Raw genomic sequence first — 24410 nt, forward strand, 5'->3', positions numbered from 1 at the left:
CTCAATGCGCGGTCAGCTTGAGGCCGCCGATGCACGCCACCAGCGCGACGATCAGCGCGATGCGGGCAAGGTGCGCGGGCTCGCCGAACCAGACGATGCCGACGATCACCGTGCCGAGCGCGCCGATGCCGCCCCATACCGCATAGGCCGTCCCCATCGGGATCGAACGCGAGGCGACCTCGAGCAGGCCCATCGACAGGCCCACCGAGACGAGGAAGCCGATCGTCCACGGCACGTTGCGGAAGCCGTCGACGTAGCGCAGGCAGGTGGTGAAGCCGACCTCGAAGAAGCCGCCGACGATCAGCCAGACCCAGGCCATCAGTCCCTCCCTGCCAGAGCGAGCAGCGCATCGCCCGAGACGCGGCGCACCGTCCATTCGTCCATGCTCTCCGCTCCGCAGGCGTCGTAGAAGCGGATCGCAGGCTCGTTCCAGTCGAGCACCGCCCATTCGAACCGGCCGCAGCCGCGCTCGACCGCCAGGGCGGCGATGTGGCGGAGCAGCGCCTTGCCGATCCCCAGCCCGCGCGCCTCGGGCGTGACGTAGAGATCCTCGAGATAGATGCCGCGCCGGCCGGTCCAGGTCGAGAAATTGTGGAAGAACAGCGCGAAGCCGGCGGCGGCGCCGTCGACCTCCGCGATCACCGCCTCCGCAGCGGGACGATTGCCGAACAGCGCCTCGGCCAGCATCGCCTCGGTCGCGACCACGGCGTCGGGCTCGCGCTCATATTCGGCGAGCTCGCGGACGAGGCGGAGGATGGTGGGGACGTCCGCGGGCACGGCGGGACGGATCATGCAATGGTCTCCTCGATTTGCGGGCGGCTGCGCGCGGCGATGACGCAGCCGGTGACGATCAGCGCGGCGCCGGCGACCGTCCATGGCGACAGCGTCTCGCCGAACACGGTCCAGCCGAACAGCGACGCCCAGATGAAGGCGGTATATTCGGTCGGCGCGAGATAGCTCGCCGGGCCATGGGCATAGGCCCAGGACAGGAGCAGCAGCGAGGCGGTGGCGAGCGCTGCGGCCAGCACCAGCATCGGCGCGTGATGCAGCGCCGGCACCGCGGCGAACCACGGCGCGGGCAGCGCGAGGCACACGGCGACGGTCACGTTCTGCCAGAAGGCGACCTCGACCGGTCCCGCGACCAGGCTCTGCGCGCGCATCAGGATGATGTTGAAGGCATAGCAGACCGCCGATCCCAGCACCGCGATCGCGCCGAGGAACGCCTCATGGCCGAGCTCGGCACGCGCCTGCCCGGCGAGGATGGCGAGGACGCCGGCGAAGGCGATGGCGCTGGCGACGATCGAGGCGCGGCCGATCCGCTCCTTGAGGATGACGGCGGCGAGGAACAGCGCGATCAGCGGCGCGATGAAGGCGAGTGCGATCGCCTGCGCCATCGGCACGCGCGCGAGGCCCCAGAAGAACAGGATCGCCATCACCGCGCTGACCACGCCGCGGATCAGGTGGAGCCGCATCGCGGTGCGCTCGGGCATTGCGGGGCGGCCGATGAGATAAGGCACGGCGGCGATCACGATGGCGGCGAAGCTGCGCCAGAGCAGCGCGTTGTAGGCGCCGATGTCGAGGCTCAGCCCCTTCATCACCGCGTCCATGGCGGAGAAGACCGCGATGCCCAGCGCGCCGACGCCGAATGCGGTGGCGGGAGAAAGCGTGCGTGCGGCCATGGCTTCCCCCTCCCCTTCTGCTGGCACGGCGTGACGGCTGCGCTATACCAGCGCAATGGCGGGAGGCCAGCAGAGCATCGGCAACCGGATCGCGCCGCCGCGATTCCTCGCCTTTTGCGTGATCGCGGCGGTGGCGGTCCCGATCGCGATCGCGCTCAGCGACTGGGCGCAGGGCGTGATGATCGGGTTCGACGTCGCGGCGCTGGTGTTCCTGGCCGCGGTAGCGCCGCTGCTGCGGCAGACCGATGCCGAGGTGATGCGCGAGACCTCACGCCGCAACGACGCCAATCGCGCGATGATGCTGGTGGTGACCGCGGCGACCACGATCGCGGTGCTGGCGGCGGTGGCGGCCGAGCTGGGGACCACGGGAAAGCCGCCGCCGATCACGCTGGCGCTGGTGGTGGCGACGCTGCTGATCGCCTGGACCTTCGGCAACACGGTGTTCGCGCTGCACTATGCCCATCTCTTCTACCTTACCGCCGGCGGCGGCAAGGATACTGGCGGGCTCGATTTCCCCGGCGCGGACGAGCCCGAATATTGGGACTTCGTCTATTTCGCTTTCACGCTCGGCATGACCTTCCAGACCAGCGACACCGCGATCACCTCGACACGGATGCGGCGGGTGGTGACGGGGCATTCGATGATCGCGTTCGTCTTCAACCTCGGCGTGCTGGCGTTCACGATCAATGTGCTGGGGGGTGGCTAGGAGGTGGTTCCGCGGCGAAGCTGATGCGGCCATATCCCTTCGTCTGAAGTTGGTAGATCAGGCCACCCAGGCAGCGATAGGGCACGTCGGTAGCCATGTTGATATGAAGATCCGTCCGCGGAGGCGGATGAGCCGCAACAAAGCGATTGAGGGCGGCTGAATCCTCCAGGCTGAAGCGATCCGAACCGACGGCTACGTCACAGCGCCCGTCACCAACTCGATGCATCGTGACGGAGAGCGGTTGATGTCGTCCCGCCGCGCATGCGCTGAGCGCAAGAAGCATCGGCAGAGCAACAACTCGGGCCTTCACTCCGCCGCCACCGCCCGCGCGTCCTCCGCGGCCTCGATCTCGGCCGCCTTGGCCTCGACCAGCCTGACGATGTGGTCGACCATGTCGGCGTCGCCGACATGGTGGTCGGTGACGCCCGACAGATAGACCATGTGCTTGCCGTTGCCGCCGCCGGTGATGCCGATGTCGGTCTCGCGCGCCTCGCCGGGGCCGTTGACGACGCAGCCGAGCACCGACAGCGACATCGGCGTGCGGATGTGCTGGAGCCGTTCCTCCAGCACCTGCACGGTGCGGATCACGTCGAAGCCCTGGCGCGCGCAGCTCGGGCACGAGACCACGCGCACGCCGCGGTTGCGGATGCCGAGGCTCTTGAGGATCTCGAAGCCGACGCGGACCTCCTCCTCCGGCTCGGCGGACAGCGAGACGCGGATGGTGTCGCCGATGCCGAACCACAGGAGCGATCCGATGCCGATCGCCGACTTGACCGTGCCGCCGACGAAACCCCCCGCCTCGGTGATGCCGAGGTGGAGCGGGCAGTCGACCGCCTCCGCGAGCTGCTGATAGGCGGCGACGGCGAGGAACACGTCCGACGCCTTCACCGCGACCTTGTAGTCGTGAAAATCATGGTCCTGGAGCAGCCTGATATGGTCGAGCGCGCTCTCGACCAGCGCCTCAGGACAGGGCTCGCCATATTTCTCGAGCAGGTCCTTCTCGAGGCTGCCGGCGTTGACGCCGATGCGGATCGCGCAGCCGTTGGCCTTGGCGGCGCGGACCACCTCTTCCACGCGCTCGGACGAGCCGATGTTGCCGGGGTTGATGCGCAGGCACGCGGCGCCGGCATCGGCAGCCTCCAGCGCGCGCTTGTAATGGAAGTGGATGTCGGCGACGATCGGCACGCGCGCGGCGCGGACGATCTGGCGGAGCGCCGCGGTCGAGTCGGTGTCGGGGCAGCTCACGCGGATGATGTCGACGCCCGCATCCTCGCAGCGGCGGATCTGGTCGATCGTCGCGCGCGCGTCGGCGGTCGGCGTGTTGGTCATCGTCTGGACGGTGACCGGTGCATCGCCGCCGACGGGGACGTTGCCGACCATGATCTGGCGGCTCTTGCGGCGCGCGATGTCGCGCCAGGGACGGACTGACATTCGATTTCCTCGTGGAACGGCAGCCATATAGCGTCGATGAGGCCTCAGCGGAACCACAAGCGCCTTCGTCATTCCCGCGAAGGCGGGAATCCATTGTCGCCGAAGCCAGTGAATCTCACCGCCGCCAGCCAGAATAGATTCCCGCTTTCGCGGGAATGACGAAGGAGACGGGACTCAGTGCTTCCAGAAGGCGTTGACGCGGGTCTGCGCATTCTCGCGCAGGTTCATCCAGAACATCGCATAGTCGAGATTATGGTAGTTGCCGAACGGGATGACATAGTCGGTATAGGACTTGATCCCCGGCGGCGAGATGTAGACGGCGCCGTCACGGTAGCGCGCGGACACCAGGCCGACATCGAGCGAGCGCAGCGCCGGGCCGGGGCCGGGCAGCCACGATCCCTTGTTGAGCGACTTCGGCGCCACCGTGCCATCGGTGGTCCAGGTGAGCGGGTTGATGCCGACGTAGGGGCGCTTCAGCTGCTCGGGCTTGTATCTGGACTGGGCGCCGAGCGTGCGACGCTGGGCCGAGCCGTCGCGCCCCTCGGCGAAGGTCGACCAGGTGACGACGCAGCCGGTGTCGAAGGCGCGGGTGCAGGCGCGCACGCTGCGCAGGTGGCTGAACCAGTCGGCTTCGATCCAGTGACCGAGGAGGTAGGCAGCGACCAGGCGATTGGCGACCGGCCTGCCGTCGATCTCGCGCTCGATCAGCAGCCGGGCGAGGCGTGAGCCCTGGCTGTGACCGGCGAGAATGAAGGGCCGGCCGCGGTTGTAGCGGTCGAGGAAGACGCGGAAGGCGCGCGCGACGTCCGAATAGGCGAGCTCGGTCGCCTTCACGCTGTTATCCGACCATTTCATGTAGCCGCCCAGCGTCATCTGGCGGTAGCGCGGCGCGTAGATCGCGCAGCAGCCGTTGAATACGGTGGCCTGGCTGCGGATGGTGGTGGTCTCGATGCGGCGGTTGAGCTCGGGATCGCGGGTGTCGGCGTTCCATACGTCGCGGCTCATCAGCACGGTCGGATAGATGAAGAAGACGTCGACCTCCGCCTGGGTCTGGTCGACCGCGCGGATGCCGGGCGGGGTCGCATCCGCCTCGTCGCGGGTGGTCGGCAGCGCCGCCCATTCCGAGGGCCGCGCATAATCGGGCGGCGGCGGGGGCTTCAGCTGCGCGAACGGCGCCGCGGGCGGCCGGTTGTTGCGCATGATCTTGAGCGCCTGGAGCAATTGCCCCGACGCCGGGCCCGTCACCGCGAGCGCCGCCGCGGCCAGTGCCAGGCGGATGGCGAAGCTGCGCATGTCCCCTCCTCCCTCAGATCACGGGCGATGCCGATTGTTGCCATAACATTTCGCTTACATGTCGACACTATGCTCGCGCGCGATGCGCCAGCCCAGGCGCCAGTGGATCAGGCCCTTGCACCAGCCCCCGGCGGCACAATTCGCAACGACCATCAGCCAGCGCCATTTCGGGATGGACTGGCTGCGCATCGCCGCGTTCGCGCTGCTGATCCTCTATCATGCCGCGATGGTGTTCGCGCCATGGAGCTGGGTGGTGAAGTGGCCGGTCACCTATCCGGCACTGATCCCGCCGATGGCGGCGCTGACACCGTGGCGGCTGGCACTGCTGTTCGCGGTGTCCGGCTATGCCTCGCGCAAGCTGCTTGCCCGCAGCGAGACCCTGGCTGCATTCCTCAAGTCACGTCATGCGCGGCTGCTGATCCCGCTCGCGTTCGGCATGGCGGTGCTGGCACCGATCGAGATGTGGGTGCGCGTGCGCGAGCATGACTATCCGAGCGGCTATCTCCATTTCTGGGCACTCGATTACTGGCGCTGGGGCCGGTTCTGGGGCGTGAGCTTCCCCAATTGGGAGCATCTGTGGTTCGTCGCCTATCTCTGGGGCTACACCATGGTGCTCGGCGCAGTGGTGGCGCGGGCAGGCACGGGCTGGGGCGACCGGCTGCTCGGCTGGCTGGGCGAGCGGCGGCGGCTGCTGTGGGCGCCGCCCGCAGCACTGACCGTCGCCAAGCTGTCGCTGATGTTCGTCGTGCCCGAGCAGCAGGGGCTGTTCACCGACTGGAGCGCCCATGTCGAATATTGGCCGATCTTCGCCTTCGGTTTCGTCGTCGCGGGCAATGCTGCCGCCTGGCCGATGATCGCGCGCATCTGGCGGCCGGCGCTGGCGGCGGCGGTGGCGGCGGGCGCTGTCGTGATCGCCATCGAGGTCGCCTATCCCGCCGACACCCTGCCCCCGCACGCGATCGCGGCGCTCGACCGGGCGGCGCGGGTGGCGATGGCGTGGTGGATGGTGCTGGCGCTGTTCCATCTCGCCGATACCTACCTCAACCGCGATCATCGCTGGCGCAGGCCGCTCGCCGAGGCGGTGTTCCCCGCCTATCTCATCCACCATACGACGATCGTGATCGTGGCCTGGTGGACGCTCGACCTGAGGATCAGCCCCTGGATCGAGTTCGCGCTGCTGGCGGCAGCGAGCATCGGCGCCTCGGCCGCCGTCTATCTGGTCGGCCGGCGGATCGGGTGGCTGCGGCCGCTGATCGGGCTGTCACGAAAGCCGGTAGCGACGGCTGCCGCGCAGCTCCGCCCCGCTCTCTAGCGTGACGGTGAAGTCGCCGCTGCGCTCGCTCTCGACGCGGCGGATGGCGGCGCGGCGCACCAGCCTGCCGCGGTGGATGCGGACGAACTCGGGGCCGAGCGCCTCCTCGGTCGCCGACAGAGTCGCGCGATGGAGCAGCGTGCGCGCTTTCCAGCCGATCTCGACATAGTTGCCGGCGGAGGCGATCCATTCGATCTCGTCGATCGGGACATGGTGGGTGACCGCTCCGTCGGCGACGGCGAGCGCGCGCGGCGGCGGAGCGGGCGAGGTGGCGGCGCGCGCGACCAGCCATTGCACGATCGCCGCCAGTGCGACGAACTGGAGATAGGTCGCGACGTCCTTGCGGTATTCGTAGAGCAGCCGCTCCTGGATCACACCGAAGAAACGATAGGGACCGGAGCCCACCGCGTCGTAATAGACGTGGCGCAGCGCCACCATCACGCCGATGTGCCAGCCCGAGGCGACGACGCTGCCGAGCACCAGCAGGGCGGCCACCCATGGCCACGGCACGCGCGGCGGCCGGATCCGCGCCACCGCGATCCACAGCAGCGGATAGAGGCTGAGCCAGCCGATCATGCTGGTCCATTCCCACGACCACACCAGGTCGGGGCGGATATGAACGCCGTTGGCCGCGAGGTCGCTCAGCGTCGATTCGGCGTTGGCGATCATGATGACGACGACGATCAGCAGGAACAGGCCGAGCGCGCCGAGCATGATCCGGCGCTGCGTCCCGTTCATCCCGCGCCACCCGCCGCTCATCCCCCGCGTCTCGTCCATCGTCCCGGTGAAGCCGCCATCCGGCCCTCTGCGATACCCGCCCCGCGGCCGTCCGCATAGCGATCATGCATCGCATGCAAGGAGGTGCGCCATGGAACGGCATTATGGAATGGACTGGCTGCGGGTCGGCGCGTTCGCGCTGCTGATCCTCTATCACATCGGCATGGTGTTCGTGCCCTGGGGGTTCCACATCAAGACCGCCCAGCCGATGGCCTGGATCGAGATCCCGATGTTCCTGACCAATCCCTGGCGGCTGTCGCTGCTGTTCGTGGTGTCGGGCTATGCCAGCCGGGCGCTGCTGATGAAGTCGCCGGGGATCGGCGCGTTCCTCCGGAGCCGTACGAGCCGGCTGCTGATCCCGCTGCTGTTCGGTATGGCCGTGGTGGTGCCGCCGCAGAGCTGGGTCGAGGTGGTCGTGCAGCATGGCTACCGGGCCGGCTTCCTCCATTTCTGGCTGACCGACTATTTCCGCTTCGGCACGCTGTTCGGCATCGTCATGCCGACCTGGAACCACCTGTGGTTCGTGCTCTACCTCTGGGTCTACACGCTGGGGCTCGGCGCAATGCTAGCGCTGGTGGCGGACGGCACGCGCGCACAGGCGGCGTTCGACCGGCTGTTCGGCGGCGGCGCGCGGGTGGTGTGGCTGCCGATCCTCTATGTCGTGCTGATCCAGACGGTGCTGTTCCACCGGAACGAGGACACGCACGACCTGATCCGCGATCTCGGCGCGCACGTCCGCTACGTCCCCGCCTTCCTGTTCGGCTTCGCGCTCGCCGGATCGCGGCCGGTGACGGCGGCGCTGGTCGCGCACTGGAAGGGATCGGCGGCGCTGGCGGTCGCGGCCTATGCGGTGATCGCGGCGCTGCTCGTCGCCTGGCCCGACTTCAGCTTCCCCAGCTACGACATCGTCACCGTCTTCCGCCTCGCCCGCGACATCGAGACCTGGGCGGCGATCGCGGCGCTTATCGGCATCGCCAGCCGCTTCTGGAACCGCGACCACAAATGGCGGCCGATGCTGACCGAGGCGGTCTTCCCCTTCTACATCATCCACCAAACCGCGATCGTGCTGGTCGAATATTGGGTGAAGCCGCTCGGCATCGGCGCGCTCGGCGAGTTCGCGGTGCTGGTGCCGGCGACGGTGGCGGCGTGCTGGGGCTTCTACCTGATCGGGCGCGAGGTCGGCTGGCTCAGGCCGCTGATCGGGCTCAGGCCGCGGGTGGCGCAGGTCCGTGCTTCTGCTAGGGCTCCCGGTCATGACGAATCCCGACTGGACGCTGATGATCCACGGTGGGGCCGGAGCGATCGAGCGCAGCCGGACCTCGCCTGAGACCGAGGCCGCCGTCCGCGCCGCATTGGGCCGTGCGCTCGATGCCGGCGCGGACGTACTTTCCGCAGGCGGCGCCGCGCTCGATGCGGTCGAGGCGGCGGTGCGCGTGCTGGAGGACGACCCGCATTTCAACGCCGGCCGCGGCTCGGCGCTGACCCGCGAGGGCACCGCCGAGCTCGACGCCGCGATCATGGACGGCGCCACCCGCCGCGCCGGCGCGGTCGCGCGGGTCAGCTTCACGCGCAGCCCTGTCGCGCTCGCCCGCGCGGTGATGGAGCAGAGCCCGCACGTCTTCCTGGCCGGCATCGGCGCCGACGCCTTCTCGCGCGAGATCGGCGCGGAGCAAGTCGACAACGGCTGGTTCGTGATCGAGGAGCGCCGCCGTCAGCTCGCGGAGCTGCTGGCCCGCGGCGCCGACGCCTTCGACGTCGACATGAAATACGGCACCGTCGGCGCGGTGGCGCGGGACCGCTCGGGACGGCTCGCCGCGGCGACATCGACCGGCGGCGTCACCGGCAAGCGTTGGGGCCGGATCGGCGATTCGCCGGTGGTCGGCGCCGGCACCTGGGCCGACGACCGCAGCTGTGCCGTCTCCTGCACGGGAGCGGGTGAGTTCTTCCTGCGGGTGGGCACGGCGCACGAGATCGAGGCGCGGGTGCGGCTCGCCGGCGCCGGCATCGCGGAGGCGACCGCCGCGGTGCTGGCCGAGGTGAAGGCGCTCGGCGGCACCGGCGGCGTGATCGTCGCCGGAGCGGACGGGACCATGGTCTGGGACTTCACCACATCCGGCATGCATCGCGCTCGCGCCTCGGCAGGCGGGGAGCGGCTGGTCGCGATGTACGGGGACGAAGGGTGACTCTGGTCTCGGCGGATGTCAGGGGCTAATCGCCGCCGCATGTTCCGCCGAGTTCTCGCGCTGCTCGCGCTCGCCGCTGCCTGCCTTCCGACGCCGGCCTTCGCCTATTGGGAATATGGTCACGAGACCGTCGCGCGGATCGCGATGGCCAATGTGAAGCCGTCGACGCGAACGGCGGTGCGGCGGCTGCTCGCGCGATCGCGGCTGCTCGGCACGCCAGAATGCCCGGCGAACACGGTCGAGGGCGCCAGCACCTGGGCGGACTGCATCAAGAAGATCAAGGACGCGAACGGCAAGCGGCCGTTCGACTTCGCCTACACCTGGCATTTCCAGGACGTCGACGTCTGCGCGCCGTTCGATCTCAAGCCGGCGTGCAAGGACGGCAATTGCGTGTCGGCGCAGATCGAGCGCGACGTCGCGCTGCTCAAGGATCGCCGCACCTCGCCGCACGACCGGGTGCAGGCGCTGGTGTTCCTGATCCACTTCGTCGGCGACCTCTCCCAGCCGCTCCATGCCGGCGAGCGGCACGACCAGGGCGGGAACAAGGTACCGGCGGACTATGGCATCTACGGCCCCGAGCGGCTCAATCTGCACGCGATCTGGGACGGCTGGCTGGCCGAGCGGGCGATCGGCACGCCGCCGTCGCTGGTGCGCCGCTATCCGCTCGCCGAGCGCCGGCGGATCGCCGCCGGCAGCGTCGAGGACTGGAGCCGCGATTCGTGGAAGGTCGCGCGCGACGTGGTCTATGCGAGCGCATTCGGCGATCCCTGCGGACCGCAGCCGGCGCGGGCGAGGCTCGACGATGCGACTATCGCCAGACTGGTCGAGCCAGCGCGCGAGCAGGTGGTGAAGGGCGGCTTGCGATTGGCGCGGTTGCTGGATGAGGCGTTGGGTTAGGTGGATTACTAGCCCCTCCCCTTCAGGGGAGGGGTTGGGGTGCGGCCTGTCCTCGAGCGTATCGTCTGCCGCACTGCCCCACCCCCAACCCCTCCCCTGAAGGGGAGGGGCTCATAGACGTTCGACCTGCTTAATCCTCCTTCCCCCAGCGCCACCGCCAGCCGCCGCGCGTATGTTGGGCGCAGATGGCGAGGAAGGCGGCGGTCGCGGCGAGGATGATGACGACCGCGACGAACGGATGGCGCGGGACGAGCGCTCCTCCGACGAGGATGACGACGGCGGAATAGACCGCCAGCGTCACCCAGCCCTGCCACGCGATCGGCAGGCCCGCGCCGATGCCGAAGCGCTTCGGCGCGAACCAGGCTTCGTCGTCGCGCCGGCCGTTCGCGCTCACCGGACGAACGCCACGATCAAGCCGGCGATCGCCAACGCGCCGAACAGCGCCGCGAGCGGGCGGGGATTGCGCGTGAATACTCCGATCATTGACTGTCTCCTTCGTCCTTCTTCGGGCGCCCGCGCCGGACCGGGACCGGGTCGGCCAGCTTGACCCCGCGGCGCGCGAGCGCTTCGCGCAGCAGGCATTCGACCTCGGCGTTGACGCTCCGGAGATCGCTCGCCGCCGCGCGCTCGATCGCCGCGTAGAGCGCGGGATCGAGGCGCGCCGGGAACGCCTTCTTGGGGGGAGCCGCCATCGTCGAGCCTACTGGTAGAGCGTGCCCGTATTGACGACCGGCTGGGTGTCACGCTCGCCGCACAGCACCACCATCAGGTTCGAGACCATCGCCGCGCGGCGCTCGTCGTCGAGCTCGACCACATTCTTCGCGCTCAGTTGCTCGAGCGCCATCTCGACCATGCCGACGGCACCCGCGACCAAGGTCTGGCGTGCGGCGACCACTGCCTGCGCTTGCTGGCGGCGCAGCATCGCCTGGGCGATCTCCGGCGCATAGGCGAGATGGGTGAAGCCGCATTCGTCGACGGTGATCCCCGCCACCAGCAGCCGCGCGATCAATTCCTCGCGCAACTCCGCGCCGATCTGGTCGTGGTTGCCGCGCAGCGTCACTTCCTGATGCTCGAAGTCGTCATAGGGGTAACGCGAGCCGATCGTGCGCACCGCCGCCTCGATCTGGACGTTCACGAACGCCTTATAGTCGTCGACGTCGAACAGCGCCTGTGCGGTGTCGGTCACGCGCCACACCACCTGCGCCGCCATCTCGATCGGATTGCCGCGCAGGTCGTTCACCTTGATGCGTTCCGAGATGATGTTGTTGGCGCGCGCCGAGACCTTGCGGCGCGCGTACCAGGGCAGCACCCAGCGCAGGCCCGTGGTGCGGTCGGAGCCCTTGTAGCTGCCGAACAAGGTGATCGCCGCCGCCTGGTTGGGCTGGAGCATGTAGAAGCCGGGGACGATCAGCACGAACACCAGCACCGCGACGATCAGCACCGGCACGCCCAGCTCCGGATTGGCGTCGATCAGGCTGCCGCCCCAGACCATGCCTGCCAGCGCCACCAGCGCGATCAGCAGCATGACGTAGCCGCTCATCGACGCCGCGGGGCGCTCCTGGCTCCGCTGTAGGCTCGACCGATTGAGGTCCGACATCACTTCCTCCTGTTAAAGTGATATCATATTTATATCGTTGTGATGTGAGTCGCAACAAAAATCCCTCTCCCATTGGGAGAGGGAGGGAGCCGCCGAAGGCGGCGGAAGGGTGAGGGTGACGGGGTGAGAGCTACGTCGCCCTCACCCTTCCCACTCGCTGCGCGAGCGGGCCCCTTCCCTCTCCCAAAGGGAGAGGGAGATTTTACTGCAGCGTCACCGTCACCGCGCGGCGGTTCTGGGCCCAGCTCGCCTCGTCGGAGCCCATCGCGACCGGGCGTTCCTTGCCGTAGCTGATCGTGCTGATGCGGCTCGCGTCGATGCCACGCGCGACGAGGTAGTTCTTGGCGGCATTGGCGCGGCGGTCGCCGAGCGCGAGGTTGTATTCGCGGGTGCCGCGTTCGTCGCAGTGGCCCTCGATGGTGATGCGCACGTTGGGGTAGCGCTGCAGCCAGGTCGACTGGCTGTCGAGGATCGTGCGCGCTTCCGGATCGATGTCATAGGCGTCGAGCGCGAAGTGGACGGTATCGCTCTGCACCGAGCGCAGGAAGTCCTGCTGGCTGCCCGGCACCACCGTGTCGGTCACCGGGCCGCTCGGCTCAGTCTGGCCGGTGCCCGGCTGGGCGCCGACCGGCTCCGGCGGCAGCACCGGCGGGGTCTTCTTGGCGCAGCCGGCGGTGGCGATCAGCGCCGCGGCGACGATCAGTCTGGTTGTGGTCCTGGCCATGTCGGCATCTCCCTAGATTTGCCCCGTCAGCGACGGGAATGGTGGAACTCTGATCCTTAGAAACTCTTTCAGGGGCGTAACGGTCCCCAGCTCGGATCGGATCCGTCGAGCGGGGTGGGGATACGGCGCTCGTTGACGCCGGTCAGGTCGACCGACCACAGGTCGGCCTTGCCGGAGCCCTGGGCGGTGCGGAAGAACACCAGCACGCGGCCGTTGGGCGACCAGCTCGGTCCCTCGTCGCCCCACGCCTCGGTCAGGATCTTCTCGTTGCCGCCCGAGGCCGACATGACGCCGATGCGGAACGACCCGGTCATCTTGGTGAAGGCGATGAGGTCGCCGCGCGGGCTCCACACCGGGGTCGCATAGCGGCCGCCGCCGAAGCTGATCCGCTGCTGGTTCGATCCGTCGGCGTTCATCACATAGAGCTGCTGCGTGCCCGAGCGATCGCTCTCGAACACGATCTTGGAGCCGTCGGGCGAATAGCTGCCGCCGGTGTTGATGCCGGGGCTGTTCGTCAGCCGCTCCGGCGAGCCGCCGTTGATCGAGATGCGGTAGATGTCGGTGTTCCCCGCCACCGCCATCGAGAACAATACCCAGCGGCCGTCCGGCGAGACGTGCGGGGCGAAGGTCAGGTTGTTGGTCGTCACCAGCCGGCGCTGCGTGCCGGAGCCGAGGTTGTAGACATAGATCGTCGGCTTGTCGTTGACGTAGCTCATGTAGACGATCTGCTGCTGGTTGGGCGCGAAGCGCGGCGTCAGCACGATCGACTGGCCGTTGGTGAGGAAGCGGTGGTTGGCGCCGTCCTGGTCCATGATGGCGAGGCGCTTGATGCGCTTCTTCTTGGGCCCGGTCTCGGACACGTAGATGATGCGGCTGTCGAAATAGGGGCCCTCGCCGGTGAGGCGGGTGTAGACGGTGTCGGCGCATTTGTGCGCGCCGCGGCGCCAGTCGGCCGGCGAGACGACGAAGCCCTGCCGGGCGAGCTCGGTCTTGGCGAAGACGTCGTAGAGGTAGCAGCCGACCGTCAGCGTGCCGTCGCCGTTGGCGCGGACGAAGCCCTCGACCAGCGCCTGCGCGCCGGTGCTGCCCCAGTAGGGGAAATCGGGTGCGGTGACCTGGTCCATGCTGACGGCGCGGAGCTGTTCCGGTCCCAGCGGCTTGAACAGGCCGGAGTTCCTGAGGTCGTTGGTGACCACCTCCGCCACCTGGCGGCCGAGCGCGTCGGTGCTGCCGGCGGGCGTGCCCTGTGCGGCCGGGGTCGGCATCGGCGGGATCGCGATCGGCATCGGCGCGGAGATGCCGCCGACGACGTCGACCTCGACCTGCGCCGCGGCGGGGACGGCGATCCCGAGGCCCATGGCAAGCGCCAGCCCTCGCCACACATACTTTGTCACCCCGGCCTTGTGCCGGGGTCCACGGAGCTGCGCGTCCTGCGCTCGCGGCTCGGTGGATGCCGGAACAAGTCCGGCATGACGATTGGGGACGGTCGACTGCGGCATGATGCTCTCCTCGCTGCCCTCACCCCGGCAGCTTGTAGTTGATGATGATGTCCTTCCAGCCGTTCTCGTAGAGCTCGGCGGGCAGGGTATAGGGGGCGCATTGCATGATCGCCGCGGTGGCGAGCTCGGCGACGCGCTGGGCATAGCGCTGGTTCTCGCCGTTGACGCCGGTCTGACCCATCAGCGCCGGGCGCGCGGCAAGGGTGCCGTCGCGCGTCATCTGCAGGCGCAGGCGCGAACGGATCTGGTTGGCACCCGGGCCCGGAATGGGCACGCGATTGGCGCAGGGCTGGACCTGCCGCGCGATCGCGTCGGCGAGCCCCGCGACCGCCTGCGCCGACACCGCCTGCGCGCGCGGCGCCTGGCCCCGCCCCTTCTCCGCGGAGACGGCAAGGCTCTTGCGGAAATCGTCGCCGAGCAGGCTGCCGCGCGGCTTGGGCTTGGTCGCGGCGGGATTGGTGCCGGCCGCCTTTGTCGGTGCCGGCGCGGCCTTGGTGGCGGATTTGGCGGGCGCGGGCTTGGCCGGCGACGGCTTGGCGGGGGCAGGCTTGGGCGGCTCCGGCTTGGCCACCGGCGCGGGCCTTGGCGGCGGCGCCGGCGCGGGCTGGGCCACGGGCGGCGCGGGCTGGGGCTCGGCGACCGCTTCGGCGGGCGGCGGCGCTTCCTCTGGCGGGCCGGTGTCGGGCGCCTGGCTGGAGGCAGGCGGCTCGGTCGCGGCGGGGGCGGCCGATTTGAGGCTGACCGCGTCGACCAGCGAGATGTCGATCGGCTTGCTTTCGAGCTTCAGCGGGTTGGGGGTGGAGAGAAAGCCGACCGAGAGCAGGCCGAACAGCAGGACATGCCCCGCCGCGGCCAACCCCAAGCCGATCTTCTCGCCGCGTTCCACCCTACCGCTCCTCGCTCGCGGCGTTGGTGACCAGCGCGACGCGGTTGAGGCCGGCGCGGTTGAGCTCGCCCATCACGTGCATCACCCGGCCGTAGTCGAGGCCGGTGTCGGCGCGCAGGAACACCTGGCGGGGCTTGTCCGGGCTGCCCTGCGCCGCGAGGTTGGCGAGCGCGTCGGGGAGCGTCGCGGTGACGTCGGTCTTGTCGATGAAGATGCGGCCCTGGTTGTCGATCGCCATGTCGACCGGCTTCTGGTCCTGCTCGAGCGCCTTGGCGCGGCTGTCGGGCAGGTTCACCGGCACGCCGGCGGTGAGCAGCGGCGCGGTCACCATGAAGATGATCAGCAGCACCAGCATCACGTCGACCAGTGGCGTGACGTTGATGTCGGCCATCGGCATGCGCCGGCCGCGACCGTGCTGGGAGGGGAGGTTCATCGCCATGACTAGCTCCTCCCCGGCACGGGGAGGGGGACCGCGACGCGCAGTGGCGTGGTGGAGGGGGCCCAGCCCCAAGCGACTCGCTGGCGGAGGGCCCCCTCCACCATGCTTCGCATGGTCCCCCTCCCCGTACCGGGGAGGATTTGAGCCACCTCGGTCATTCGCCCGAATCCAATTGCCGGCTCAGCGTCGCGTGGAAGCCGTCGGCGAAGCGGTGGAGGCGCGCCTCGATGCGGTTGATGGCGTGGCTGAAGCGGTTGTAGGCGATCACCGCCGGGATCGCCGCGAACAGGCCGATCGCGGTCGCGAACAGCGCCTCGGCTATGCCGGGCGCCACCACCGCCAGCGACGAGTTCTGCTCGCCCGCGATCGCGGTGAAGCTGCGCATGATGCCCCAGACGGTGCCGAACAGCCCGACGAACGGCGCCACCGCCCCGATCGTCGCCAGGACGTTGAGCCGGTCGGACAGGCGGTCGACCTCGGCCGCGGCGGCCGATCCCATTGCGGTCGCGAGCCGCTGGCGCGTGCCCTCCCGGTCGATGCGCTTGCCGCCGGTCGAGCGGCGCCATTCGGCGACGCCGGCCGCGAACACCTTGGCGATCGGCAGCGGGCTGTCGCCGTTGATGCGGTGGAAGGCGTCGATGTCGGCCGCCTTGCGATACTCGGCCTCGAACCGGTCGGAGTTGCGGCGGAGGCCGCCGATCCTGAACCGGAAGCTGATGATGATCGCCCAGGTCCAGATGCTGGCGAGGATGAGGCCGATCATCACCCCCTTCACCACCCAGTCGGCCTGGAGGAAGAGCGCGACCGGCGACAGCGTCGCGGCGTTCGGGTTGGCTAGCAATTCCACCTGATCAATTCCCCTTATCCACGAGGGCTTCGAACCTCCTCACCCACTCGGCCGGCTGGCGACGGGCGCGGCCGTTCGGTGCGACGAAGGCCGCCTCGACGCGCGCTTCGGCCAGCAAAAGCCCGCCGAGCATGACTCGTTGATGAATGACTACCGAAGCGGCGCGGATTCGTTCCAGCCGCGTGGCCACCGACAGCGTGTCGTCGAGCTTCGCCGGGGCGAGGTAGCGGATGTGGAGGTCGCGCACGGCATAGGCGCCCTCGCCCGCCTCGTGCGCGGCGCGCTGGTCGATGCCGGCGGCGCGCAGCATCGCCGAGCGGGCGCGCTCCATGAAGCGGAGGTAGTTGGCGTGATAGACGATGCCGGAGAGATCGGTGTCCTCGAAATAGACGCGGACCGGGAATCGGTGCTCGATCCCCTCGAAGCGCCCTTCGAGCGGCAGGTCGGTCGCCTCGGCAGTCATGGCGTCAACGCCTAGCCGAGGCGATTCGCCGCGGGAACCCCGTTTGGCGCCTCAATCGAACAAGCCGTCCTGTGCGGTCGTCGGCGGATCGAGGCCGAGGTGCTTCCATCCGGCGGCGTTGAGGCAGCGGCCGCGGGCGGTGCGAGCGATCATGCCGATCTGGATGAGATAGGGCTCGATCACCTCCTCGATCGTGTCGCGCGGTTCCGACAGGCCGGCGGCGAGCGTCTCCACGCCGACCGGGCCGCCGCGGTACACGTCGGCGATCATGGTGAGGTAGCGCCGGTCCATCGCGTCGAGGCCGAGCGCGTCGACCTCCAGCCGGTTGAGCGCGCGGTCGGCGGTGGCGGCGTCGACGGTCTCGGTGCCGGCGACGTTGGCGAAATCGCGCACCCGGCGCAGCAGCCGGCCGGCGATGCGGGGGGTGCCGCGGGAGCGCCTGGCGATCTCGCGGGCGCCGTCCTCGGCGACGTGGAGGTCGAGCAGGCTGGCGGCGCGGGTGACGACGCGGAGCAGCTCGTCCACCGTGTAGAAATTGAGCCGCACGGGGATGCCGAACCGGTCGCGGAGCGGCGTGGTCAGCAGGCCCTGACGCGTGGTGGCGCCGACCAGGGTGAAGCGCGGCAGGTCGATGCGGACCGAACGTGCCGACGGCCCCTCGCCGATCATCAGGTCGAGCGCGCGGTCCTCCATCGCCGGGTAGAGCACTTCCTCGACCGCGGGGTTGAGGCGGTGGATCTCGTCGATGAACAGGACGTCGCCGTCCTCGAGATTGGTGAGCAGCGCGGCGAGGTCGCCCGACTTGGCGATCACCGGGCCGGAGGTGGCGCGGAAGCCTACGCCCATCTCCCGGGCGATGATCTGGGCGAGCGTGGTCTTGCCGAGACCGGGCGGGCCGAAGAACAGGACGTGGTCGAGCGCGTCGCCCCGCGCCTTCGCGGCGTCGATGAACACGCGCAGGTTCTCGCGCGCCGCCTTCTGCCCGACGAACTCGTCGAGCGTCTTGGGCCGGAGCGCCGCGTCGACATCCTCGGCGCGGCGGGAGGCAGTGAGGATGCGGTCGGCGTCGGTCATCGGCAGGAATGTTCCCTACCCGTTCGCACCCGGCCTTGTCGAGCGCGGGCGTGAACGCGTCCGGCGCCGACCGTCACCTCATCGGAACGCGCCGTAGATCACGTCGACGATGCGCCGCGTGCGGACGTTGACCAGCAGGAGGTCAGGGCCGTAGCGGACCCAGCGATGGCCGCGCGGCGGCGGGCCGAAGCCGAAGTTTCCGTAGTTGTTGTAATAATAGGCCGACGACAGGAACAGGCTCGGCAGCAGCAGGCCGATCGACCAGCGCCGGTAGCGATAGCCGCGCGGATAGCGGAATACCGGCGCCGGAAGCGGTCGGAAGTTCGGCGGACGATAGCCCGGCCGATGCGGCGGACGCGGCCGCGGCGGGCGGACGCCATGGCCCGGACCCGGCCGCGGCGGCTGGATCGCCGGTCCGCCGGGATTGGGGCGCGGCGGCTGGATGGAGGGTCCGCCCGGATTGGGCCGCGGCGGCTGCGGCGGCCTCACGCCTTGACCGGGATTGGGCCGCGGCGGCTGGACCTGAGGCCGGCCGACCGGCCGTTCCTGGCCGGGAGCGGGCCGGGTCGTCGCCTGCGCCATCGCGATGTCGGGAAACACCAGCAATGCGCTGGTCGTCACAAGAAGAAGCCGCTTCATACACGCCCTCCTGACTTGGTCGCGGCGGAGGCTATGCCTCGGAACGGTTGTTGGCAAGTCGCAACAAGTTCCGATTATTTCGCGGCTTTCCTGAGCGCGAGCCGCACCAGCGCGTCGAGGCCGGCGCCGGGGCCCAGTTCCTCCTCCGCTGCCGCGACCGCACTCGACGCCTCGGCCGGGCGGAAGCCGAGGTTGGCGAGCGCGGACAGCGCATCGGCCGCGGCGCTGCCGGCGGCAGCCGCGGACGCCGCGCCGCCGCCGATCGCGATACCGCCGACCTTGTCCTTCAATTCGCGGACGATGCGCTCGGCGAGCTTGGGGCCGACGCCGTTGGCGCGGGCGACCATCGCCTTGTCCTGCGCAGACACCGCGCGGGAAAGCTCTTCCGGCGCCAATGCGGAGAGGATCGCCAGCGCGACCCGCGCGCCCACCCCCTGCACGCCGGTGAGCAGGCGGAACCAGTCGCGCTCCTCGGCGGTGGCGAAGCCGACCAGGCGGATGAAGTCCTCCCCGACCAGCATCTCGGTATGCACGGTGACGCCATCCCCGACTGCACCGAGCGCCGACAGCGTACGCGCCGATGCGCCGACCAGATAGCCGACGCCGCCGACGTCGATCACGGCGTGGTCGGAGGCGGTGGCGGTCAAAATGCCCTTGAGGTGCGCGATCACGCCGGCCGCCCCGAAGGTTCCAAAAGTTCCGGGAAAACGACATAAGCGTCGGCTTCCGCAGGGCACGCGCCGGGAAAGAGGACGGTCCAGGGTGCGGTCGGCGAGCCGGTCATGTTCGGTACGTAACAGGAACGATATGATGTAGGAAAGCGGGAAATGCCGGTCCCGGCTTCACCCGATCCGCCGTGCCGTCGCCGCGTGATGGGCGTGGCAGATCGCCACGGCGAGGGCGTCGGCCGCATCGGGGCCGTCGATCTTTGCGCCGGGCAGCAGCCGCGTGACCATGGCGTGGACCTGCGCCTTCTCAGCATTGCCGACGCCGACCACCGCCTTTTTGACCAGCCGCGCAGCATATTCGCCGACGTCGATCCCGACGCGCGCCGCGGCGCAGAGCACGACGCCGCGGGCCTGGCCGAGCTTGAGGGTCGATTGCGGGTTGGCGTTGACGAAGACTTCCTCGACCGCGGCGGCATCGGGAGCGCGATCGGCGATCAGGGCGGCGAGCATCGTGTCGAGGTGCGCCAACCGGCGCGGCAGCGGGGCCGCGGTGTCGGTGACGAGGCGGCCGTTGGCGATGTGGCTGAGACGATTGCCCTCGGCGCGGATCAGGCCCCAGCCGGTGGTGCCGAGGCCGGGATCGAGGCCGAGGATCAGCACCCGTTCCTCCCCGAGCTTGTCTCGGGGAGGGGGACCATGCGCAGCATGGTGGAGGGGGCGACGGCGAAAGCCGGCGCTGGCGCGCCGCCCCTCCACCACCGACCTGCGGTCGGCGGTCCCCCTCCCCGAGCGAGCTCGGGGAGGATTTGGGTCAACCCAGCTTCTCCATCACCTCGTCGGGAACCTCGTAATTGCCCCACACGGTCTGGACGTCGTCGTCGTCGTCCAGCGCGTCGATCAGCTTGAACAGCGTCGCGGCGTCGCCCTCGCCCACCTCGACCATCGTCTGGGGACGCCAGGCGAGCTTGGCCGCCTCGGCCTCGCCCAGCACCGGCTCGAGCGCCTTGGCGACTTCGTGCAGGTCGGCCTGGGCGGTCCAGATCTCGTGGCCGTCCTCGCTCGAGCTGACGTCCTCTGCGCCCGCCTCCAGCGCGGCCTCGAACACCTTCTCGGCGTCGCCCGCGCTCGCCGGATAGGTGATCAGGCCCATGCGGTCGAAACCGTGGCTGACCGAACCCGAGGCGCCGAGGTTGCCGCCGTTCTTGCTGACCGCGGTGCGCACGTTGGTGGCAGTACGGTTGCGGTTGTCGGTCAGCGCCTCGATGATCAGTGAGACGCCGCCGGGGCCGAAGCCCTCGTAGCGGACCTCCTCGTAATTCTCGGCATCGCCGCGGCTCGCCTTGTCGATCGAGCGCTGGATGTTGTCCTTGGGCATCGACGCCGCCTTGGCGGCGTTGACCGCGGCGCGCAGGCGCGGGTTCATGTCCGGGTCGGGGAGACCCATCTTGGCCGCGACGGTGATCTCGCGGCTCAATTTGGAGAACATGCCCGAGCGCTTCTTATCCTGCGCGCCCTTGCGGTGCATGATGTTCTTGAATTTGGAATGGCCTGCCATGGCTCGTCTCTAGACCAGGAAAAGTGGCTCAGGCCAGCCCGAGCGCGGCCTTGTAGGTTTCGAGCAGCGCCTCCGCCTCGTCGCGGTGATGCTTCTCCATCTTGCGCAGCTTGATGATCGTCCGGATCGTCTTCACGTCGAAGCCGGTCGACTTGGCCTCGGCATAGACGTCCTTGATGTCGTCGGCGATGCCGCGCTTCTCTTCCTCAAGCCGCTCGATGCGCTCGATCAAAAGGCGCAGCTGATCGGCGGCGATAACCTCGCTCATTCATGTATCTCCATCGGGTTGAGCGGCGCCTGTAGGCGAAGCTGCCCGCGGGCTCAACGGGGCTCCGTCATCGACGGCGGATCGCTCGCCGGAAAGCTCTCCTCCAGCGCCTCGTCGAGCGCGGCGTTCCGGGCGATGCTCTCCTCCATGCGCTTGAGCTGCTCCGGCGTCGCCTCGCCCTGGTGCTTCGCCTTCCACTCCTCGAATGGCATGCCGTAGACGATCTCGCGGGCGCGCGCCTTGTCGAGATGCCCCGCCTCGCCGATCCAGTCGGCCAGGCAGTTGCGGCAGAAGCCGGCCTGGCCCATCAGGTCGACGTTCTGCGCGTCGCTGCGACGGCGCAGGTGCCGGACCAGCCGGCGGAAGGCGGTGGCGGCCACGCGGTCGTCCAAGGCGTCCAGTTCGTCCATTGCCCGTTCTCCGGTTGATCCGTTCGCAATAGACGCTAGACGCGCCCACGCAAGCGACAGGAGCCCAGCATGACCCGCACGATCCACCCGCGCTCCCGAAAGGTCCGGGTGCTGGCCACGCTCGGCCCCGCGAGCAACACGCCCGAGATGATCGAGAAGCTGTTCGTGGCCGGCGCGGACGCCTTCCGCGTCAACATGAGTCATGGCGACCAGGCGTCGAAGGCGCCGGTGATCGAGGCGATCCGCGCGCTCGAGAAGACCTATGGCCGGCCGACCACCATCCTCGCCGACCTGCAGGGGCCGAAGCTGCGCGTCGGCAGGTTCGCCGAGGGGCGGGTGACGCTGGAGACCGGGCAGCGCTTCCTGCTCGACCGCTCGACCGAACCCGGCGATTCGTCCCGCGTCGAGCTGCCGCACAAGGAGATCTTCGCGGCGATCGAGCCCGGCGCGCGGTTGCTGCTCGACGACGGCAAGCTGGTGCTGAAGGTGCTGGAGCACGACCAGGAGCAGATCATCACCGAGGTGGTGGTCGGCGGGCCGCTGTCCAACTCCAAGGGGCTCAACGTTCCCGACGTGGTGCTGCCGCTGGCGGCGCTGACGCCCAAGGACCGCAGCGACATGGCGTTCGCGCTCGACCAGGGGGTCGACTGGATCGCGATGAGCTTCGTGCAGCGGCCGGAGGACCTCGCCGAAGGGCGGCGGCTGATCGAGGGGCGCGCGGCGCTGCTAGCCAAGATCGAGAAGCCCTCCGCGGTGTCGCGGCTCGAGGAGATCGTCGAGGGCTGCGACGGGGTGATGGTGGCGCGCGGCGACCTGGGCGTCGAGCTGCCGCCCGAGGCGGTGCCGCCGCTCCAGAAGCGCATCGTCGAGACTGCGCGGCGGATGGGCCGGCCGGTGGTGGTGGCGACGCAGATGCTCGAATCGATGATCACCGCGCCGACGCCGACCCGCGCCGAGGTGTCCGACGTCGCGACCGCGGTCTATGACGGCGCCGACGCGATCATGCTGTCGGCCGAGAGCGCGGCGGGCGCCTGGCCGGTCGAATCGGTCGCGATGATGAACTCGATCGCCGATTCGGTGGAGCGCGACCCCGCGCACGGCGACCGCGTGCACTTCACCATCACCAAGCCCGATCCGACCACCGCCGACGCGCTCGCCGAGGCGGCGAAGAGCATCGCCGGCATCGTGTCGGCGAGCGCGATCATCTGCTTCACCATGTCGGGCTCGACCGCGCGCCGCATCGCGCGCGAGCGCCCGTCGGTGCCGATCCTGGTGCTGACGCCCAAGATCGAGACCGCGCGGCGGCTGGGGCTGCTGTGGGGCGTGCATGCGGTCCATACCCGCGACGTCGGCAATTTCGAGGAGATGGTCGCCAAGGCCAAGCGCATGGCGCTGCGTCATCGCATCGCCGCGGCGGGCGACCGTGTGGTCGTCTGCGCGGGCGTGCCGTTCGGGACGCCGGGGAGCACCAACGTGCTCCACGTGGTGCGCGTGATCGGCGACGAGCTGAAGCGCTACAGCGACACGACCAACGGGTGACCCTGCAGGTCGCTGTCGCGGGTGAGCAGCCGCGCACCGCGTTGCTGGGCGTGGACCAGCAGCATCTCGTCGAAGGGGTCCTTGTGCGAGAGCGGCGTGCGGAGCGGCATCGTGCAGTCAACTCCGGTGATCGGCACGACCTCAATGCCCGCCCGGTCGGCGAAAAGCATCGCGGCTTCGGGCGCCAGCGCGCCCTTGCGCTCGCCGTTTCGGCTCACCTTCGACCATTTTATCCTCAGCTCCCAGATCGAGATCGCCGAGATCCAGGCGCGCTCCTCCTGCGCGTCGAGAAATGCTCGTTCGCGCGGCGTCAGCTCCGCGCCGTCCTTGGCGAGCCAGATCACGAAATGGGTATCGAGCAGGACGCTCAAGGCCGATAAGGCTCCCAATCGTCATCGAGCCCCAGAACTTCGCGACTGAACGCGGGGTCGTCGAACTCCTCCTGCCATCCGTCGGGTAATGGAGGCAGCTTGTCCAAGCCCATTTCCTTGCGGACGCGCTCAACCCGTTCCCAATCGATCCCACCCTTGCGCTTCGGCTGCGCCGCGGAGGGCGGCCCCAGCTCCGCGACCGGGCGTCCGTTCTTGGTGATGGTCACGCGCTCACCACGCTCCGCAGCCGCAAGGGCGGCGGCGAATTGGGCGCGGGCTTCGCGAACCGACATTTCCATGATTCATCTCCGTGCACACAATGTACACACGGAAAGCCGTTCAGACAAGCAACCCCACCCGGCCGAGTTCCGCCCGGAACGCCAGCTCGTCGGTGAACAGCACGGCGTGGATGCCGACCGCCCTCGCGCTTTCGACGTTGGCGGGATTGTCGTCGACGAACAGCGCCTCGCCCGGCTCCAGGCCGAAGCGGGCGAGCGCGAGGCGGTAGATGGCGGGATCGGGCTTCAGCAGCTTCTCGTCGCCCGAGACGACGATGTCGCGGAAGCGGTCGAAGGTCTCCGGCCAGCGCCGGCGGGCTTGGGGGAAGAACTCGCCCGAGAAATTGGTGATCGCGAACAGCGGGACGCCGGCCTCGTCCAGCTCCTGCACCAGCTCGAGCATCCCGGCGACCGGGCGGTCCATCGAATCGGTGAAGCGCTCACCCCAGGCGGCGATCAGCGGCTCATGCTCAGGGAAGCGCGCGACGAGCTCGGCCGAGGTCTCGGCGAAGGGGCGGCCGGCGTCGTGCTGGAAGTGCCACTCATGGGTGACGACGTCGCGCAGAAACGCGTCGAGCGCCCGATCGTCCGCGATCAGGCGCTCGTAGAGGAACCGCGGATGCCAGTGGAACAGGACGTTGCCGACATCGAAGATGACGGCGCGGACCCTGTCCCCCACGACTCAGCCCTGGCGGGCCTTGAAGCGGCGGTTGGTCTTGTTGATGACGTAGATGCGCCCGCGGCGGCGGATCACGCGATTGTCGCGATGCCGATCCTTGAGCGACTTCAGTGAATTCACGATCTTCATGACCGATCCCGTTTCGTGCCTGGCGATGTTCGCTGGAAAAATGAGGCGCCCGCCTAGCGGCGCGACC

The 24410-nt window shown here is 69.2% G+C and carries 32 protein-coding genes; 6 read left to right on the top strand and 26 right to left on the bottom strand.

What is annotated here, in order from left to right; translation table 11 throughout:
* Window position 1 precedes the first annotated feature (1 nt).
* The 3 genes from AC2YHA_RS10465 to AC2YHA_RS10475 are packed head-to-tail and all read right to left on the bottom strand — an operon-like array spanning window position 2 to window position 1679.
* Window positions 2-319, bottom strand: coding sequence for a DMT family transporter (locus AC2YHA_RS10465; protein ID WP_233785456.1), 318 nt, complete (start codon window positions 317-319; stop codon window positions 2-4).
* Window positions 319-792 carry a GNAT family N-acetyltransferase gene (locus tag AC2YHA_RS10470; RefSeq protein WP_233785455.1) on the bottom strand — a complete coding sequence of 158 codons (474 nt, stop codon included), beginning with the start codon at window positions 790-792 and terminating at the stop codon, window positions 319-321. Before AC2YHA_RS10470 ends, AC2YHA_RS10465 begins: the two co-directional genes overlap by 1 nt.
* The gene (locus AC2YHA_RS10475) at window positions 789-1679 is read right to left on the bottom strand and encodes a DMT family transporter (protein WP_487401452.1); all 891 of its coding nucleotides are present in this window, start codon (window positions 1677-1679) and stop codon (window positions 789-791) included. The genes AC2YHA_RS10470 and AC2YHA_RS10475 overlap by 4 nt, the downstream gene beginning before the upstream one ends.
* Before the next feature lie 55 nt (window positions 1680-1734).
* Between AC2YHA_RS10475 and AC2YHA_RS10480 the strand changes: the two genes are divergently transcribed.
* Window positions 1735-2385 (top strand): DUF1345 domain-containing protein, encoded by a 651-nt coding sequence (locus AC2YHA_RS10480; RefSeq protein WP_487401453.1) that lies wholly within the window; start codon window positions 1735-1737, stop codon window positions 2383-2385.
* Window positions 2386-2691: 306 nt separating this feature from the next.
* Here the strand turns inward: AC2YHA_RS10480 and ispG are convergent, their stop codons facing one another.
* Together ispG and AC2YHA_RS10490 are read right to left on the bottom strand one after the other, a co-directional pair.
* Window positions 2692-3816, bottom strand: coding sequence for a flavodoxin-dependent (E)-4-hydroxy-3-methylbut-2-enyl-diphosphate synthase (ispG, locus tag AC2YHA_RS10485; protein ID WP_487401454.1), 1125 nt, complete (start codon window positions 3814-3816; stop codon window positions 2692-2694).
* 174 nt (window positions 3817-3990) lie between these two features.
* Window positions 3991-5109, bottom strand: a complete 1119-nt coding sequence (locus tag AC2YHA_RS10490) for a DUF3089 domain-containing protein (protein WP_487401455.1) — start codon at window positions 5107-5109, stop codon at window positions 3991-3993.
* 115 nt (window positions 5110-5224) lie between these two features.
* Here AC2YHA_RS10490 and AC2YHA_RS10495 point away from each other — a divergent pair, with 115 nt between their 5' ends.
* Window positions 5225-6421 carry an acyltransferase family protein gene (locus tag AC2YHA_RS10495; RefSeq protein WP_487401456.1) on the top strand — a complete coding sequence of 399 codons (1197 nt, stop codon included), beginning with the start codon at window positions 5225-5227 and terminating at the stop codon, window positions 6419-6421.
* On the opposite strand, the gene AC2YHA_RS10500 is transcribed toward AC2YHA_RS10495, so the two are convergent.
* Entirely contained in the window at window positions 6371-7198 is an 828-nt protein-coding gene (locus AC2YHA_RS10500; protein ID WP_487401457.1) for a LytTR family DNA-binding domain-containing protein, read from the bottom strand. The two genes, AC2YHA_RS10495 and AC2YHA_RS10500, sit on opposite strands and share 51 nt — an antisense overlap.
* Before the next feature lie 91 nt (window positions 7199-7289).
* On the opposite strand from AC2YHA_RS10500, the gene AC2YHA_RS10505 reads away from it, so the two are divergent.
* From AC2YHA_RS10505 to AC2YHA_RS10515, 3 genes are read left to right on the top strand one after another with little or no spacing between them, the layout of a single operon-like run.
* Window positions 7290-8525: an acyltransferase family protein gene (locus AC2YHA_RS10505; protein WP_487401458.1), complete on the top strand. Its 1236-nt coding sequence runs from the start codon at window positions 7290-7292 to the stop codon at window positions 8523-8525.
* Window positions 8452-9381, top strand: a complete 930-nt coding sequence (locus tag AC2YHA_RS10510) for an isoaspartyl peptidase/L-asparaginase family protein (protein ID WP_487401459.1) — start codon at window positions 8452-8454, stop codon at window positions 9379-9381. The genes AC2YHA_RS10505 and AC2YHA_RS10510 overlap by 74 nt, the downstream gene beginning before the upstream one ends.
* 39 nt (window positions 9382-9420) lie before the next feature.
* Window positions 9421-10278 carry a S1/P1 nuclease gene (locus tag AC2YHA_RS10515; RefSeq protein ID WP_487401460.1) on the top strand — a complete coding sequence of 286 codons (858 nt, stop codon included), beginning with the start codon at window positions 9421-9423 and terminating at the stop codon, window positions 10276-10278.
* A gap of 130 nt (window positions 10279-10408) precedes the next feature.
* On the opposite strand, the gene AC2YHA_RS10520 is transcribed toward AC2YHA_RS10515, so the two are convergent.
* From AC2YHA_RS10520 to AC2YHA_RS10595, 16 genes are all read right to left on the bottom strand, one after another.
* Window positions 10409-10672 (bottom strand): hypothetical protein, encoded by a 264-nt coding sequence (locus tag AC2YHA_RS10520; protein ID WP_233785445.1) that lies wholly within the window; start codon window positions 10670-10672, stop codon window positions 10409-10411.
* 85 nt (window positions 10673-10757) lie between these two features.
* Entirely contained in the window at window positions 10758-10970 is a 213-nt protein-coding gene (locus AC2YHA_RS10525; RefSeq protein ID WP_487401461.1) for a type II toxin-antitoxin system antitoxin, read from the bottom strand.
* Window positions 10971-10978: 8 nt separating this feature from the next.
* The gene (locus AC2YHA_RS10530) at window positions 10979-11875 is read right to left on the bottom strand and encodes an SPFH domain-containing protein (RefSeq protein ID WP_487401462.1); all 897 of its coding nucleotides are present in this window, start codon (window positions 11873-11875) and stop codon (window positions 10979-10981) included.
* A 202-nt stretch (window positions 11876-12077) separates the two neighbouring features.
* Entirely contained in the window at window positions 12078-12599 is a 522-nt protein-coding gene (pal, locus tag AC2YHA_RS10535) for a peptidoglycan-associated lipoprotein Pal (RefSeq protein ID WP_233785442.1), read from the bottom strand.
* A gap of 68 nt (window positions 12600-12667) precedes the next feature.
* A complete protein-coding gene (gene tolB, locus AC2YHA_RS10540; protein ID WP_487401463.1) occupies window positions 12668-13957 on the bottom strand; it encodes a Tol-Pal system beta propeller repeat protein TolB in 1290 nt (429 codons plus the stop codon).
* Between the two features lie 160 nt (window positions 13958-14117).
* Window positions 14118-14984 carry a cell envelope biogenesis protein TolA gene (locus AC2YHA_RS10545; RefSeq protein WP_487401464.1) on the bottom strand — a complete coding sequence of 289 codons (867 nt, stop codon included), beginning with the start codon at window positions 14982-14984 and terminating at the stop codon, window positions 14118-14120.
* Between the two features lies 1 nt (window position 14985).
* Window positions 14986-15423, bottom strand: coding sequence for a protein TolR (tolR, locus tag AC2YHA_RS10550; RefSeq protein ID WP_487401465.1), 438 nt, complete (start codon window positions 15421-15423; stop codon window positions 14986-14988).
* A gap of 154 nt (window positions 15424-15577) precedes the next feature.
* Window positions 15578-16270 (bottom strand): protein TolQ, encoded by a 693-nt coding sequence (tolQ, locus tag AC2YHA_RS10555; protein WP_487401466.1) that lies wholly within the window; start codon window positions 16268-16270, stop codon window positions 15578-15580.
* 4 nt (window positions 16271-16274) lie between these two features.
* Window positions 16275-16733 carry a tol-pal system-associated acyl-CoA thioesterase gene (gene ybgC, locus AC2YHA_RS10560; RefSeq protein ID WP_487401467.1) on the bottom strand — a complete coding sequence of 153 codons (459 nt, stop codon included), beginning with the start codon at window positions 16731-16733 and terminating at the stop codon, window positions 16275-16277.
* A gap of 51 nt (window positions 16734-16784) precedes the next feature.
* Window positions 16785-17807, bottom strand: coding sequence for a Holliday junction branch migration DNA helicase RuvB (gene ruvB, locus AC2YHA_RS10565; protein WP_487401468.1), 1023 nt, complete (start codon window positions 17805-17807; stop codon window positions 16785-16787).
* 78 nt (window positions 17808-17885) lie between these two features.
* Window positions 17886-18446, bottom strand: coding sequence for an RcnB family protein (locus AC2YHA_RS10570; RefSeq protein ID WP_233785436.1), 561 nt, complete (start codon window positions 18444-18446; stop codon window positions 17886-17888).
* Between the two features lie 74 nt (window positions 18447-18520).
* Window positions 18521-19117: a Holliday junction branch migration protein RuvA gene (ruvA, locus tag AC2YHA_RS10575; RefSeq protein ID WP_487401469.1), complete on the bottom strand. Its 597-nt coding sequence runs from the start codon at window positions 19115-19117 to the stop codon at window positions 18521-18523.
* A gap of 171 nt (window positions 19118-19288) precedes the next feature.
* Window positions 19289-19774 carry a crossover junction endodeoxyribonuclease RuvC gene (gene ruvC / locus AC2YHA_RS10580; protein WP_233785434.1) on the bottom strand — a complete coding sequence of 162 codons (486 nt, stop codon included), beginning with the start codon at window positions 19772-19774 and terminating at the stop codon, window positions 19289-19291.
* A gap of 151 nt (window positions 19775-19925) precedes the next feature.
* The gene (locus tag AC2YHA_RS10585; protein WP_436813010.1) at window positions 19926-20669 is read right to left on the bottom strand and encodes a YebC/PmpR family DNA-binding transcriptional regulator; all 744 of its coding nucleotides are present in this window, start codon (window positions 20667-20669) and stop codon (window positions 19926-19928) included.
* Window positions 20670-20697: 28 nt separating this feature from the next.
* Window positions 20698-20937, bottom strand: coding sequence for a DUF2312 domain-containing protein (locus AC2YHA_RS10590; RefSeq protein ID WP_233785432.1), 240 nt, complete (start codon window positions 20935-20937; stop codon window positions 20698-20700).
* A gap of 53 nt (window positions 20938-20990) precedes the next feature.
* Entirely contained in the window at window positions 20991-21347 is a 357-nt protein-coding gene (locus tag AC2YHA_RS10595; RefSeq protein ID WP_487401470.1) for a DUF1244 domain-containing protein, read from the bottom strand.
* 69 nt (window positions 21348-21416) lie between these two features.
* Here AC2YHA_RS10595 and pyk point away from each other — a divergent pair, with 69 nt between their 5' ends.
* Complete coding sequence (pyk, locus tag AC2YHA_RS10600; protein ID WP_487401471.1) at window positions 21417-22886, top strand: pyruvate kinase; 1470 nt, start codon at window positions 21417-21419, stop codon at window positions 22884-22886.
* Here pyk and AC2YHA_RS10605 read toward each other — a convergent pair.
* The 4 genes from AC2YHA_RS10605 to ykgO are packed head-to-tail and all read right to left on the bottom strand — an operon-like array spanning window position 22862 to window position 24343.
* Window positions 22862-23257 carry a type II toxin-antitoxin system VapC family toxin gene (locus tag AC2YHA_RS10605; protein ID WP_487401472.1) on the bottom strand — a complete coding sequence of 132 codons (396 nt, stop codon included), beginning with the start codon at window positions 23255-23257 and terminating at the stop codon, window positions 22862-22864. The genes pyk and AC2YHA_RS10605 overlap by 25 nt on opposite strands.
* A complete protein-coding gene (locus AC2YHA_RS10610) occupies window positions 23254-23556 on the bottom strand; it encodes a type II toxin-antitoxin system Phd/YefM family antitoxin (protein ID WP_233785428.1) in 303 nt (100 codons plus the stop codon). The genes AC2YHA_RS10605 and AC2YHA_RS10610 overlap by 4 nt, the downstream gene beginning before the upstream one ends.
* Window positions 23557-23596: 40 nt before the next feature.
* Window positions 23597-24214 carry an HAD family hydrolase gene (locus AC2YHA_RS10615; RefSeq protein ID WP_487401473.1) on the bottom strand — a complete coding sequence of 206 codons (618 nt, stop codon included), beginning with the start codon at window positions 24212-24214 and terminating at the stop codon, window positions 23597-23599.
* Between the two features lie 3 nt (window positions 24215-24217).
* Window positions 24218-24343 (bottom strand): type B 50S ribosomal protein L36, encoded by a 126-nt coding sequence (gene ykgO / locus AC2YHA_RS10620; RefSeq protein ID WP_055755695.1) that lies wholly within the window; start codon window positions 24341-24343, stop codon window positions 24218-24220.
* Window positions 24344-24410 lie beyond the last annotated feature (67 nt).

It is taken from the genome of Sphingomonas sp. SRI_018, assembly GCF_057586275.1.